General features: G+C 60.0%; 14 protein-coding genes. 8 read left to right on the forward strand and 6 right to left on the reverse strand.

Translation table 11 applies throughout. From position 1 onward, the window contains the following. Window positions 1-128: 128 nt before the first annotated feature. Both Z945_RS0113990 and tkt read right to left on the reverse strand, forming a co-directional pair. Window positions 129-317, reverse strand: coding sequence for a hypothetical protein (locus Z945_RS0113990; RefSeq protein ID WP_025052729.1), 189 nt, complete (start codon window positions 315-317; stop codon window positions 129-131). Window positions 318-552: 235 nt separating this feature from the next. Then, on the reverse strand, window positions 553-2,568 hold the full coding sequence (gene tkt, locus Z945_RS0113995) for a transketolase (RefSeq protein ID WP_025052730.1): 2,016 nt from the start codon (window positions 2,566-2,568) through the stop codon (window positions 553-555). Between the two features lie 299 nt (window positions 2,569-2,867). Here tkt and Z945_RS0114000 point away from each other — a divergent pair, with 299 nt between their 5' ends. Together Z945_RS0114000 and Z945_RS0114005 are read left to right on the forward strand one after the other, a co-directional pair. Then, complete coding sequence (locus Z945_RS0114000; protein ID WP_025052731.1) at window positions 2,868-3,365, forward strand: hypothetical protein; 498 nt, start codon at window positions 2,868-2,870, stop codon at window positions 3,363-3,365. Then, window positions 3,365-3,754: a cell division protein ZapA gene (locus Z945_RS0114005; RefSeq protein WP_025052732.1), complete on the forward strand. Its 390-nt coding sequence runs from the start codon at window positions 3,365-3,367 to the stop codon at window positions 3,752-3,754. The genes Z945_RS0114000 and Z945_RS0114005 overlap by 1 nt, the downstream gene beginning before the upstream one ends. A gap of 504 nt (window positions 3,755-4,258) precedes the next feature. On the opposite strand, the gene grxD is transcribed toward Z945_RS0114005, so the two are convergent. Genes grxD through Z945_RS0114025 form a run of 3 tightly spaced genes read right to left on the reverse strand, consistent with a single transcriptional unit; the run spans window position 4,259 to window position 5,198 of the window. Beyond that, window positions 4,259-4,621 (reverse strand): Grx4 family monothiol glutaredoxin, encoded by a 363-nt coding sequence (gene grxD, locus Z945_RS0114015; protein ID WP_025052733.1) that lies wholly within the window; start codon window positions 4,619-4,621, stop codon window positions 4,259-4,261. A gap of 4 nt (window positions 4,622-4,625) precedes the next feature. Further along, window positions 4,626-4,958, reverse strand: a complete 333-nt coding sequence (locus Z945_RS0114020) for a hypothetical protein (RefSeq protein ID WP_025052734.1) — start codon at window positions 4,956-4,958, stop codon at window positions 4,626-4,628. 3 nt (window positions 4,959-4,961) lie between these two features. Further along, on the reverse strand, window positions 4,962-5,198 hold the full coding sequence (locus tag Z945_RS0114025; RefSeq protein WP_025052735.1) for a BolA family protein: 237 nt from the start codon (window positions 5,196-5,198) through the stop codon (window positions 4,962-4,964). Between the two features lie 201 nt (window positions 5,199-5,399). Here Z945_RS0114025 and Z945_RS0114030 point away from each other — a divergent pair, with 201 nt between their 5' ends. From Z945_RS0114030 to Z945_RS0114055, 6 genes are all read left to right on the forward strand, one after another. Then, the gene (locus Z945_RS0114030; protein WP_025052736.1) at window positions 5,400-6,368 is read left to right on the forward strand and encodes an XdhC family protein; all 969 of its coding nucleotides are present in this window, start codon (window positions 5,400-5,402) and stop codon (window positions 6,366-6,368) included. Continuing rightward, window positions 6,365-7,366, forward strand: coding sequence for a molybdopterin-binding protein (locus tag Z945_RS0114035; protein ID WP_025052737.1), 1,002 nt, complete (start codon window positions 6,365-6,367; stop codon window positions 7,364-7,366). The genes Z945_RS0114030 and Z945_RS0114035 overlap by 4 nt, the downstream gene beginning before the upstream one ends. Window positions 7,367-7,595: 229 nt before the next feature. Then, entirely contained in the window at window positions 7,596-8,081 is a 486-nt protein-coding gene (locus tag Z945_RS0114040) for a (2Fe-2S)-binding protein (RefSeq protein ID WP_025052738.1), read from the forward strand. 104 nt (window positions 8,082-8,185) lie between these two features. Continuing rightward, window positions 8,186-10,606: a xanthine dehydrogenase family protein molybdopterin-binding subunit gene (locus Z945_RS0114045; RefSeq protein WP_025052739.1), complete on the forward strand. Its 2,421-nt coding sequence runs from the start codon at window positions 8,186-8,188 to the stop codon at window positions 10,604-10,606. Between the two features lie 16 nt (window positions 10,607-10,622). Beyond that, complete coding sequence (locus tag Z945_RS0114050) at window positions 10,623-11,414, forward strand: FAD binding domain-containing protein (RefSeq protein ID WP_025052740.1); 792 nt, start codon at window positions 10,623-10,625, stop codon at window positions 11,412-11,414. Between the two features lie 157 nt (window positions 11,415-11,571). Then, the gene (locus Z945_RS0114055; RefSeq protein ID WP_241434508.1) at window positions 11,572-13,344 is read left to right on the forward strand and encodes an OmpA family protein; all 1,773 of its coding nucleotides are present in this window, start codon (window positions 11,572-11,574) and stop codon (window positions 13,342-13,344) included. A 62-nt stretch (window positions 13,345-13,406) separates the two neighbouring features. On the opposite strand, the gene infC is transcribed toward Z945_RS0114055, so the two are convergent. Next, window positions 13,407-13,979, reverse strand: a complete 573-nt coding sequence (gene infC / locus Z945_RS0114060; protein ID WP_081781005.1) for a translation initiation factor IF-3 — start codon at window positions 13,977-13,979, stop codon at window positions 13,407-13,409. Between the last annotated feature and the right edge of the window lie 76 nt (window positions 13,980-14,055).

A 14,055-nucleotide genomic window follows, 5' to 3' on the forward strand; every position in this document is an offset into this window, starting at 1 on the left:
GCATCAAGGCAGGGTCTATTCATTGCTTTATTGGGTTGGGCGTACACTACCCACACGCAAGCGCACTCTCGCTCGTTTCCTCAACAGGTGATGATTACAACTGCTCGGTGGGATCCGCTGTCGAGCGCTTAGTTGCTGGAGACGGTTTTCCAGATAAACGGACGCAAAGCCGTACCTGCTATCACGATCATCATCGCGATATGACCTGAAAGAATATAGGCCACAAAAGCTTCCAAAAAGCTGCCACCCATCACCAGCCACACGGTAGCTGTCGTCAGACCTGCAAAGAATGCAGTGAATAAAAGTGCTACCGACATGCAATCCCTTTCCAAACTTAACGCCTGCTTACAATCTAGCAGTGGTCTCTCTAACGAAGCGTTAAGGAGATGTATTCAACTCTAGGTTGGCTTTACCAAAAGAGCGACACGTTTCAGAAGAAAAAGAGAGTTTCGGCAAGTATGTGCCTGTTTGGGCAACATAGATGCGCCGAATTATGCCTAAATCCTGCCCCGCTCCATTAACAAAGAGCGGGGCAGGTTAGTTATATTCGGTTTAAAGCAGGTCTTTGGCCGCTTGCGCGACACTTGCAGCCGTGATTCCAAACTTCTCAAACAGCTCCTCGGCGGGGGCTGAGGCACCAAAGCTGTCCATGCCGACAAAGGCGGCTTTGCCAAATTTGCCACGTTCGCCCAGAAGCCACTGGTCCCATCCCATGCGCACGCCTGCTTCGACGCCCACGCGTACGGCACCACCTGGCAGGATACGCTTGCGGTAGGCATCGTCCTGCGCCGCAAAAAGCTCCATGCAGGGCATGGAAACAACCCGTGTGCCGATGCCCTCGGCCTGCAGCATCTCGCGGGCCTCCATCGCCAGATGCACTTCGGAGCCGGTGGCAATCAAGATAACCTGACGCTTGCCTTCCGAGTCAGCCAGCACATAGGCACCTTTCTCGACAAGGTTGTTGTTTTTGTGCTCAAGCCGCACGGTGGGCAGACCCTGACGGGTCAGCGACAAAACCGATGGCGTCTGTTTTGTCGTCAGCGCAATTTCCCAAGCCTCTGCCGTCTCGACCGTGTCGGCGGGGCGGAAAACATAGGTGTTGGGCGTGGCACGGCTGATTGCCAGATGCTCGACCGGCTGGTGGGTTGGGCCGTCTTCGCCAAGACCGATGGAGTCGTGGGTCATCACATAGACTGTGGGGACCTTCATTAGCGCAGACAGACGCATCGCGGGGCGGGCGTAGTCGGTAAAACACATGAAAGTCCCGCCGTAGGGCCGGACGCCGCCATGCAGCGCCATGCCGTTCATCGCGCTGGCCATGCCGTGCTCGCGGATGCCCCAATAGATATAGCGGCCCGCCCGGTTATCGGTGTCGAAAACACCCAGATCAGCGGTTTTGGTGTTGTTTGATCCCGTCAGGTCAGCAGATCCGCCAACAGTCTCGGCCATGATCGGGTTGATCACTTCCAGCGTCTTCTCCGAGGAGGCACGGGTGGCCAGTTTGGGCGCGGTCTCGGACATCTGCTTTTTAAAGGCCTTGATGGTGGCGCTCAGCTTTTTCGGCGCGTCCATCGCCAGCGCACGGTTAAAGGTCTCGCGCTTGGCGCGCGGCATCTTGTCGAACCGCTCTTCCCAGGCTTCACGCTCGGCCACGCCGCGTTTGCCGATCTCTTCCCAGGCAGACTTCACATCTGCGGGAATCTCGAACGGGCCGGTGGTCCAGCCATATGCGGCTTTGGCGGCTGCCATCTGGTCTGTGTCGGTCAGCGCGCCGTGGCCCTTGGACGTGTCCTGTGCAGCATGGCCCAGAGCGATATGCGTTTTACAGGCAATCATCGTGGGTTTGTCAGAGGCACGAGCCTCTGTCAGCGCCGCGTCAATCTCATCAGGATTGTGGCCGTCGATTTCAATCGTATGCCAGTCCGCGGCGGCAAAACGCGCCACCTGATCGGTGCGATCGGACAGGGTAACGGGGCCATCAATGGTGATGTTGTTGTTGTCCCACATCACGATAAGCTTGCTCAGCTGATGCCGGCCTGCCAGCGTGATCGCTTCCTGGCTCACACCTTCCATCAGACAACCGTCGCCGGCGATGACATAGGTATGATGATCCACAACCTTGGCACCGTATGTGGCGCGCTGTATCTCTTCTGCCATCGCAAAGCCGACGGAGTTGGCGATGCCCTGGCCCAGCGGACCTGTGGTCGTCTCGATCGCGTCGGCAAGGAAGTTTTCCGGGTGTCCTGCGGTGCGTGCGCCAGCCTGGCGGAAGTTCTTGATCTCTTCGATGGGGAACTGCGCGTCACCGACCAGATGCAACAGCGAATAAATCAGCATGGAGCCGTGGCCCGCCGACAGGATGAACCGGTCCCGGTCAGGCCAAAGCGGATTGGCCGCGTCAAATTTCAGGTGCTTTTCAAACAACACCGTCGCCACATCCGCCATGCCCATCGGCATGCCCGAATGGCCGGAGTTGGCGGCAGCAACAGCGTCCAGTGTCAGCGCCCGGATGGCGGTGGCTTTGGACCAGTGGTCGGGGTTCGCAGTGCGCAGAGCGTTAAGATCCAAGGGAGGCTTCCTTACCTGTCAGAGGGCATGTTTCGTGCGTGCATACCAGCAGGTCGGCAAAGTTCAAGCCAAAGCGGGGTGCCTGAGCACGTAGCCTTACCGGATCGGTTCAACTTCGCCGTTCAAGTGGCTGTTCTGAAAGGGGGGCGCATTCGGTCAATTCTTTGGGTAGGATTGGCCAAAGCCTGCCGTTTTTGCGATTCGCCCCTTGAACCGGACCTTGTTGATCTGGAACATGGCATGCGGTACGCGCAGCGGCGCAGTGGCGCGAAAGACAGATTTGGGGGACGGACCTGGACATGAGTAACATAGACGAGCTGCAACGCCGCATCGCATCCGCGATGGACCGGGTGGCCGGTGGTCTGGACAAGATCGCGACCGCGCCCGCCGGCCCTGACCCCGAAACAGCACAGGCTTTGGAAGACGAGCGCACCGCCAACGCGCAGCTGACAGAACGTGTGCGCGCGCTGAAAACCAAATTCGATGCTGAAATGGCCAGCCTGCGTGCCCAGCTGGACGAGGGCGAAGCGCGGATGTCGCAGCTTGACGTCGAATTGCAGCGTCTGCGCCATGCCAATGCGCAGCTGGTCGAAACCTGTGATGCCCTGCGCGAGGCGAACCTTGAAGGCGTAGGCGACCCGCACCTGATCAACAAATCCATGCTGGCCGAACTTGAGGGCCTGCGGGCCGCACGAGCATCCGATGTGGCTGAAACAAGCGCCATTCTGGCAGCGCTCACACCGCTGCTGGACACTGCCGGACAGCCCTATGAGCCTACGAACGAGGAGAACACCTGATGCCCGAAGTACGGATCACAATTGGTGGCCGCCAGTTTGAGGTGGCCTGTCAGGAAGGCGAAGAGAGCTATCTGCATTCTGCCGCCAAAATGCTGGACGACGAAGCGCAGGTGCTGAGCGATCAGGTGGGCCGGATGCCGGAAGCGCGTATGCTCTTGATGGCGGGTCTGCTGCTGGCCGACAAGACCGCAAGCGTCGAGGACAAGATCAGCGAAGTCCGCGCCGAGCTGGCGGAGCGTGAAGCCGAATTGGCCGGTCTGCGCAATGCCACGGTCGAGCCGGAGCGCATTGAAGTGCCAGTCGTCCCGCAACAAGTGACCGAAACACTGGCCGAACTGGCCGCACAGGCCGAAGCGCTCGCCGCAGCGGTAGAAGAGAAGGCGGGCTAGGGTCAGTCCGCGGTCTTGGGCAAGACCCGAATAGGAAAGCTGACCGCGAGTTGGCTTGCGACATCGCAGTTCAGCAGGACCGACTCGGCATTGTCCAAGGACACTTAGGGGGACACTGACCGATGCAGCGCCCCAACCTCCCGGACGACGTAACGGCATGCGAGGCAGGCGATCATCGGCAGATTGGCTAGCCGAACCAGACAGCTAAAGAATATCCCTCAGCGGGCTGTCTGAGATAGACTAATAGGAGAGCACCTAGAACGTGCTACCCATCATTAGAAAGCTGCTCAACACAAGCTCTTCGCGGATCGACAGGCGGACAATAGAGCACGCGACTGCAAGGTTAACAGAACGCGCCGCTGAGATAAGAAAACGCGCCGCTGAGATAAGATAGTTTTCGATCGCGGGTATAAGAAACCGTTCCATCCAATGGAGGGAACGGTACGCAGCTAGAATAGCTTGCAACCGCCGCTCTGTGCGGCAGCAGTGTGTTGGGTCGCGGCTTTAGCCGTTGGCTTCGCGGATCTTGTCAGCGGCTTCCTTGTCGTAGGTCAGACCGTTTTCTTCGAACAAAGTATCCAATTCGCCCGACAGCGTCATCTCGGTGATGATGTCACAACCGCCGACGAATTCGCCTTTGACATAGAGCTGCGGGATGGTGGGCCAGTCGGAGAAATCCTTGATCCCCTGACGCAGGTCTTCATCGGCCAGTACATTCACGTCGGAATATTCCACGCCCATATAGTTCAGCACGCCTGCAACGCGGCTGGAAAAGCCGCATTGCGGCATCGACTTCGTGCCTTTCATAAACAGCACAACATCGCTGTTGGTGATGGTCTCTTTGATCCGTGTGGCGGCATCGCTCATGGGGTCAATCCTTTGTCTTGGTTTTCTGGAACGCGTCATAGTAACGCGCGGCATATGTTTCATCGTCGGCCAGCGGGGCCACATCTGTGTCGGCCCGTCCGAAAAAGCCGTTGCGGCCAAGCCAGTTTGTCTGGCCCCGCTCAAGGCTCTCGTTGCGCCGGTTGGTACGGCTGACCTCGGTCAGGTCCATCGCTTCCATGCCCAGCGGCACGGTGACTTCGCGCCGTTCCGGCTGCCGGCTGGCAAGCGGGCGGTGCTGAGCGTTGGCCGCGCGGTATTGCGACAGGCAAATGCCCGCCACTACAACCACGACTGCAGCCAACGCCCAGATCCACATGGTTTAGTCCGGTGCCTTTGTGGTCAGCGCCAGCGCATGCAACTCCCCGCTGGGGCCGTCCATTTTGCCCTTCAGCGCGGCATAGACGGCGCGCTGCTGCTGCACCCGGTTCATGCCCTTGAACGAAGGGTCCACCACCATCGCTGCCATATGCACCCCGTCATTGCCTTGCACGGTGATCTCGGCCTCAGGAAAGGCGGCGCGGATCAGGTCTTCGATCTCTTGGGCTTGCATTGGCATCGGGCGCTCCGGCGTGTGTTTCGTGGTACCCAAGATGTAGTGGGGGCAGGGGCGGTGTGCAAGCGATGGTCCTGCTTTATGTCCCGATGCTATATCTGCCCGATGCTTTATCTGATTGAGGAGCGGACGGGGGCGCCCTACGATCCGTGCCAAAGCCGCAAGGCGCACCCTGCCTTGGTGCGGCGGCAAGCGGAGGATCACATGCTACACAGCGAGAATGCACCGGAACAGGCGCTGGAATGGGCCGAGGCGGGCAAGGGTGCTGCACTGGCCACCGTGGTCGAGACGTGGGGTTCTGCGCCGCGCCGGGTCGGTGCGCAACTGGTCGTCGCGGGCGACGGCGCGATGGAAGGCTCTGTTTCCGGCGGCTGTGTCGAAGGGGCTGTGGTGCTCGAAGCGCTTGAGGTGTTGGAGCGCGGCGGCACGCGAATGCTTGAATACGGGGTCAGCGATGGTGATGCCTTTGCGGTGGGGCTGGCCTGCGGCGGCAACATCCGGGTGCTGGTCGAACCCATCGGCGACGGCGGAATGCCACTGGATATGCTGCGCGAACTGGTCGAGGCGCGGGCGGCCCGCAAGCAAGTCGCCTACGAGGTCGCTTTGGACGGATTGGAGCGGGCCTTGGTCTATGACGGCCACGCAGACCGCTTTCGCATGGACCGCTCCGGCGTCAGCGAGGACGGCCAGACGTTCGTCGCCATTCACAATCCGCCCTTGCGCCTGATCATCGTGGGCGGCGTGCATATCGCACAGACGCTGGCAGGCATGGCGCAGGCAACAGGCTTTGACGCGATCATCGTGGACCCGCGCGAGGCCTTCGGCTCGGCTGCGCGTTTTCCGCAAGCCCGCGTGATCAACGATTGGCCGGACGAGGCGCTGGCAGAGATCGGCGTAGATGCCCGCTGTGCGGTGGTGCTGTTGACCCATGATCCCAAGCTGGACGATCCTGCGCTCAACGTCGCCCTGCGCTCGGTTGCTTTCTACATCGGCGCATTGGGCAGCAAACGCACCCATGCATCGCGGGTCGAGCGGTTGACGGAGGCAGGTTTTACCCCCGACCAGATTGGCCGGATCGCAGGGCCCGTCGGGCTGAACATCGGGGCGGCAGGCCCGGCCGAGATTGCCGTGTCCATCCTCGCGCAGATGATCCAGACCCTGAGACAGTCGTGAAATTCGGCCCTGTCCCGCTGGAGCAAGCCGAAGGTGCCGTGCTGGCCCATTCAGTTGCGCTGACCAAGGGGCGGCTGCGCAAGGGTCGCGTTCTGTCGGCGCAAGACGTGGCAGACTTGCATGCCGCCGGGGCCGATAGCGTGATCGTCGCCCGGCTTGAACCCGGTGATCTGGGCGAGAACCCGGCCGCTGCCGCTTTGGCCGCAGCGGTGGTTTCTGCGCAATCAGGATTGACCGTAACAGAGCCGTTCACAGGCCGTGTGAACCTGCTGGCAGCGGGACCCGGCGTGGTACAGCTTGATGTGGCAGCACTCGAGGCGATCAACCGCATCGATCCGATGATCACAATCGCCACGGTGCCTGCTTTCCAACAGATGGCAGCGGGCGGCATGGTGGCCACGATCAAAATCATCTCTTACGCTGTTACATCGGACGCCTTGGCGCAGGCGATTGCAGCCGCGGGGCCGAACGGTGCCATCGCGCTGGCAGCGCCAGTCCTGAAAACCGCCAGCCTGATCATTTCGGAAATCCCCGGTGGCGCCGGCGAAAAGGGACGTCAGGCGATCGAGGATCGCTTGACCGCTTTGGGCGTGCAACTGCTAGACGTGGTCACGGTCCCCCATACCCGCGCAGACCTGACCGCCGCTTTGCGCGTGGCACCGGGTGATCTGGTGTTGATTCTCACCGGCTCCGCAACGTCTGATCCCTATGACGTGGCACCCTCGGCGCTGCGCCATGCGGGCGGGCAGGTGGCGCGGTTCGGGATGCCCGTCGATCCGGGCAATTTGTTGTTTCTGGGCGATCTCGCGGGGCGACCTGTCATCGGACTGCCGGGATGCGCGCGGGCACCTGCGCTGAACGGGGCGGACTGGGTGCTGAGCCGGGTCATTTGCGGCGTGCCGGTCAGCGCGGATGACATCGCGGGCATGGGCGTGGGCGGCTTGCTCAAGGAGATACCCACACGCCCGCAGCCGCGGCGCAAGCCACCAAAGGACTGATACGGCCCGCCAGCCGTCGCGGGATTCGCACCTTTACGTGCAACAGGGGCATCTTGGGCGAAAAATGGGACCGCTGCTTTGCGACCAAGGTCGTAAGAAACCCAGTCAAAGCCGGATGGATCGAAACATTCTCTGCTTAAGTTGTGGGCTGCGGCCAATTTTCCGGTTCTCATGGGGCGTGGCCCGTGCTTAACTCCGATCAAACAAGAAATATCTCAGGGAGGATGAAATGACTCAGGTCAAAATGACAGTGAACGGCAAAACCATGTCCGGTGACGTGGAAGGCCGCACGCTATTGGCTCAATTTCTGCGTGACGATCAGGGCCTGACCGGCACTCACATCGGCTGTGACACCAGCCAGTGCGGCGCATGCGTGGTGCATGTGAACGGCGAAGCAGTAAAGTCCTGCACCATGTTCGCGATTGAGGCCGATGGCGCAGAGGTTGCCACCATCGAGGGGCAGGCAAACGCGGACGGGTCGCTCAACGTCATCCAGCAGGCGTTTCAGGATCACCACGGGCTTCAGTGCGGGTTCTGCACACCCGGCATGGTGATGTCCGCGGCGGCATTGCTCAAGGACAACCCCAAACCGACAGAGGCAGAGGTGCGCCACTATCTGGACGGCAACATCTGCCGCTGCACGGGGTACCACAACATCGTCAAGGCGATCATGGCCGCATCCGGTCAGGATGTCAGCGCGATCGCAGCTGAATAAGACAGACCAAGACAAGCGGGCCGGGGGATGCGCCAGATGTGCATCTGCCACGCGACCCGCATAGGTAAGGTGCATAAAACGCACCATTTCAGGGAGGAATTAATATGCCTAAGGACGGCGGAATTGGTGCCAGCAGCAAGCGGCGCGAAGACGTCCGGTTTTTGACCGGCAATGGAAATTACACCGACGACATCAACATGCGCGGGCAGGCTTATGTGCACTTTCTGCGCTCTGATGTGGCGCATGGCACACTGACCAATGTGGATGTCTCCGCAGCGGCGGATATGCCCGGCGTTGTGCAAATCTTTACCGGCGCGGATTTCGAGGCCGTGGGTGGCATGCCTTGCGGCTGGCAGGTGACCGACAAACACGGCGAGGCGATGCAAGAGCCCAAGCACCCGGTGCTGGCCCATGGCAAGGTGCGCCACGTGGGCGAACCGATTGCCGCTATTGTCGCCGACACGCTGGCCCAGGCGCGCGACGCGGCCGAGGCGATTGTTGTCGAGATCGACGAACTGCCCGCCGTGATCAACATGAAGGATGCGGTCAAGGAAGGTGCACCCAAGGTGCATGACGAACTGACCTCGAACCTGTGCTACGACTGGGGTTTTGTTGAGGAAAACAAAGGTGCGGTAGACGAAGCATTCAAGAATGCGGCACATGTCACGACGCTTGAATTGACCAACAACCGTCTGGTCGCCAACCCAATGGAGCCGCGTGTCGCGATTGGTGATTACAACCGTTCGGACGGTGAGCACACGCTCTATACCACGTCGCAGAACCCGCATGTGATCCGTCTGTTGATGGGTGCATTCGTGCTGGGCATCCCGGAGCACAAACTGCGCGTAGTCGCTCCCGACGTGGGCGGTGGTTTTGGTACAAAAATCTTCCACTATCAGGAAGAAGCCTTTTGTACCTTTGCCGCCAAAGCGATCAACCGCCCGGTCAAATGGACATCGACCCGCTCAGAGGCGTTCATCTCGGATGCACACGGGCGTGACCATGTCACCAAGATCCAGATGGCACTGGACGCAGACAACAACTTTACCGCTTTGCGCACAGACACTTACGCGAACATGGGTGCCTACCTTAGCACCTTCGCTCCGTCGGTTCCGACATGGCTGCACGGCACGCTGATGGCGGGCAACTACAAGACGCCGCTCATCTATGTGAACGTCAAAGCGGTCTTTACCAACACGGTACCTGTTGACGCCTACCGCGGCGCGGGCCGGCCCGAGGCGACTTACCAGCTAGAGCGGTTGGTGGATAAATGCGCGCATGAGCTTGGCGTCGATCCGATTGCCTTGCGGCGTCAGAACTTTATCACCGAATTCCCATACGCCACGCCTGTGGCGGTGGAATACGACACCGGTGACTACGTTGCCACGATGGACAAGCTGGAAGAGATGGCCGACATGGCCGGCTTTGCGGCGCGTCGTGCCGAGAGTGAAGCCAAGGGCAAACTGCGTGGCTTTGGCGTCAACTGCTACATCGAGGCTTGCGGCATCGCGCCCAGCAACCTTGTGGGCCAGCTTGGTGCCCGTGCGGGTCTTTACGAATCCGCAACCGTTCGCGTGAACGCCACCGGCGGCTTGGTCGTAATGACCGGATCACATAGCCACGGGCAGGGACACGAGACATCCTTTGCCCAGGTCGTGGCTGAGATGATCGGCATCGACGAAAGTATGATCGACATCGTGCACGGCGATACCTCCAAAGTGCCGATGGGCATGGGCACCTACGGTTCGCGCTCCATCGCGGTGGGCGGCTCTGCTATGGTGCGGGCAACCGAGAAAATCATCGCCAAGGCCAAGAAGATCGCCAGCCACCTGCTGGAAGCCTCGGAAGGGGATATCGAGCTGAAGGATGGTGCGTTCAGCGTCGCGGGTACGGATAAATCTGTGGCCTGGGGCGATGTAACACTGGCGGCTTACGTCCCGCACAACTATCCGCTGGATGATATCGAACCGGGTCTGGAAGAGACGGCCTTCTACGATCCGTCAAACTTTACCTATCCGTCCGGTGCTTATTCCTGCGAGGTGGAATTGGACCCCGACACGGGCCATGTCACCATCGAACGGTTCGCGGCGGCGGATGATTTCGGCAACGTCATCAACCCGATGATCGTCACCGGACAGGTCCACGGCGGTCTGGCCCAGGGGATCGGACAGGCGCTGATGGAAAACTGCGCCTATGATGATGAAGGCCAGTTGCTGAGCGCGTCCTACATGGACTACGCAATGCCACGCGCTTCTGATCTGCCGATGTATGATGTCGATCACTCTTGCCAGACCCCATGCACGCACAATCCATTGGGCGTGAAAGGTTGTGGGGAGGCGGGTGCCATCGGATCACCTCCATCAGTTGTGAACGCGGTGCTGGACGCGATGCGGTCCGGCGGATTTGACGTGCCGCACATGGATATGCCAGTCAGCCCACAGCGGGTCTGGGCGGCAATGCACGGCGGCGCGGAAGCGGCGGCGAAGGTCGGTGTTACCGCATCCAACGCAAAACCAAACGCCTGAACGGAAAGGAAAACGCATGTATAATTTTGATATCGCGAAACCCACGACCATAGCGGATGCCGTTCAGGCGCTGACGGCAGACGAGGCGCAGCCGCTGAGCGGGGGGCAGACATTGATCCCCACGCTCAAGGCGCGGCTTGCCATGCCCTCGACGCTGGTGTCGCTGCACGCCATCGACGAGATGAAGGGCGTCTGCATGGACGACGAGGGTCGACTTTGCATCGGCGGCGCGACCACCCATGCCACGGTCATGAAAGAGGCCGAAGCGCATTATCCCGGACTGGCCTCTCTTGCCGCGCGCATCGGAGACCCGGCGGTGCGCAACCGTGGTACCATCGGTGGCTCAATTGCCAACAACGATCCCTCTGCCTGTTATCCGGCAGGGGCGCTTGGCAGCGGCGCGACCATCTGCACCAACAGCCGCGAGATTGCAGCGGATGACTACTTCTTGGGCATGTTCGAGACGGCGCTGGAAGAAGGCGAGATCGTGACTGAAGTGAAATTCCCGGTGCCGGAGAAGGCGCATTACGAGAAGTTCATCCAGCCAGCATCACGCTTCCCACTGGTCGCGGTTTTCGTTGCGAAATTCGCGGACGGTGTGCGGGTTGCAGTGACGGGCGCCTCTAATAATGGCGTGTTCCGCTGGACCGAGGCCGAGACGGCGCTTTCGTCGAACTTTTCTGCCGACGCAGTTTCGAATCTCAAGGCCAGCGCGGACGACATGATCAGCGATTTGCATGGCAGTGCCGAGTATCGCGCGCATCTGATCGGGGTGATGACCAAGCGGGCGGTTGCTGCGATGAGCTAGGCTCTCTCAAACCGAATTTAAGGGAAAGCCGCGAGCCGAAAGGTGCGCGGCTTTTCGCTTTTCATAAGGCCCGGTGGAACGGGCAGCGCGCATAAGCGTTAACCCACAACCGCCCGCGTGGCGCCGATATGGGAGAAGAACGCAAATGAGAAACCTTATGAAATCCACAACCGCTCTGGGCATGAGCCTTGCCTTGGCGATACCGATGCCCGTCGTGGCGCAAGATGCGGAAACCTGTGCACTGGACGGAACGCAAGTGGTCTTCCCCTGTGTGGTAGACGATCAGGTGATCAACACATCCGAAGAGATCGCGCCACTGCTGGAAGAGGCTTTACCAGAAGAAGCCTCGGATCAAGCGGCCACAGATGACGCGGCAGCCGATCAGGCCGCAGCGGACCAAGCAGCGGCAGATCAAGCAGCAGCCGACCAAGCAGCAGCCGACCAAGCGGCGGCGGATCAAGCGGCGGCAGATCAAGCGGCGGCCGACCAGGCAGCAGCCGACCAAGCGGCGGCGGATCAAGCGGCGGCAGACCAAGCGGCGGCCGACCAGGCAGCAGCCGATCAAGCAGCAGCCGACCAAGCAGCGGCCGATGAAGCGGCGGCCGATCAAGCAGCGGCAGACCAAGCAGCGGCGGATCAAGCAGCGGCGGATCAGGCAGCAGCTGATCAGGCAGCAGCCGACCAAGCAGCAGCCGACCAAGCTGAGGCAAATCAAGCAGCAGCCGATCAAGCGGCGGCCGACAAGACTGCAGCGGATGAAACCGCGGCAGAACAAGCCGCTACTGACAGCCCAGCGACTGAGAAAACGGCAGAGGATCTTGCTGCAGCAGAGGCTCAGGCGGAGATCGACCGTGAAGCTCTGCGTCAGCAGCGGGCAGCCGAACGTCAGGCCGAGCTTGATGCTGCCGCCGCTGCCGCTGCCGAAGCCCCCTCGGAAGAGGTTGTGACCGAAGATATCACCGAAGAGGACGTGCGCACATCCAGCGAGGAATTTGAAACAGCGGTAACCGGTGATCAAGCTGCAGCGACCGAGCAAACCGACGAAGACGATGGGTTGAGCAAGTTCGAGAAAGCGTTGCTGTTGGGGCTTGGTGCGGTGGTCGTCGGATCGGTTTTGAAAAACGGAGACAAGATCGTCAGCCGGTCCGGTGATCGTGTGGTTGTCGAAGATCCAAATGGCGACCTGCGCGTGCTGAAGGACGAAGATGCGCTGATCCGCCGCCCAGGTGATCAGGTCTCGACCGAAACATTCAACGATGGCTCGTCGCGCAACATCGTAACCAAGCCCGATGGATCGCAGATCGTGACTATTCAGGGCCGCGATGGCTCTGTCCTGCGCCGCATCAACATTGACGCGCAAGGGAATGAATATGTGCTGTTCGACGATCTCGCGCAGGAAGAAGAGGTGGTCGTGAGTGAATTGCCGCAGGTTCGGGAAACTGCTGCGGCCGTTGGCGTGCAGAACGAAGATGCGCTGCGGGCCGCGCTGGAGGCACAGCTTCGGGCAGATAACATGCAGCGTTTCTCCTTGCGTCAGGTGCGGGACATCCGGCAGGTTCGCGCTTTGGCACCTGAACTGGAACTGGACGCTGTCCGCTTTGAAACCGGATCGGCGGCAATTCGCCCCGAACAAGCCCGCAGTCTCGCCAACATCGGCAGCACACTTGCGCGTCTGGTGGCAGAAGACCCCCGTACCGTTATTCTGGTTGAAGGCCACACCGATGCAGTGGGCAATGCGACTTACAACTTGGCTCTGTCCGACCGCCGCGCTGAAACGGTAGCGCTGGCATTGACCGAATATTTCGACGTGCCCGCGGCAAACATGATCACTCAGGGCTACGGTGAAAGCGCGCTCAAGGTTCTGACAGAAACATCCGAGCAAGCGAACAGACGCGCCGTTGTCCGCAACATCACATCGCTCCTGCGCTAAAACGCAAAAGCCCCCGCAGCGATCTGCGGGGGCTTTTCATGTACTCTATTAATTCAGCCGGATTACTTGTTGGGGAGCGGCCCGATCAGCATCACCATCTGGCGACCCTCCATTTTCGGAAAGTTTTCTACGCGGCCGTGTTCCTTGGTGTCTTCGGCAACACGCTCCAACAGCTCGCGCCCTAGGTTCTGGTGCGCCATCTCGCGGCCCCGGAAACGCAGTGTGATCTTGACCTTGTCGCCGTTCTCAAGAAATTTGAAAACATTGCGCATTTTGACGTCATAATCGTTCGTATCCGTGTTCGGACGAAACTTGACCTCTTTGATCTCGATGATCTTCTGCTTCTTGCGCGCTTCGGCTTCGCGCTTTTGCGTCTCATACTTGAATTTGCCAAAATCCATGATCTTGCAGACCGGAGGATTTGCGTTTGGCGAAATCTCAACCAGATCCAGGCCGGCTTCTTCTGCCATCTCCAACGCGCGGGACGGGGTGACAACACCTACGTTCTCGCCGTCGGCGCCGATTAGGCGAATTTCATTTGAGCGAATATTCTCATTGACGCGCGGGCCAGTGTCTCTTTGGGGCGGCGCATTATGTGGTCTGCGAGCGATGGTGATCGTCCTTTGATTGTTCACGACATGTTCGAGACAGCAAAGTAGCTTCCGCGCAGGGAGTCTTCAAGCCGCTAATTGCGCGCTAGGGGGAGGTTAA

Source organism: Sulfitobacter noctilucae, from assembly GCF_000622365.1.
Taxonomy (GTDB): domain Bacteria; phylum Pseudomonadota; class Alphaproteobacteria; order Rhodobacterales; family Rhodobacteraceae; genus Sulfitobacter; species Sulfitobacter noctilucae.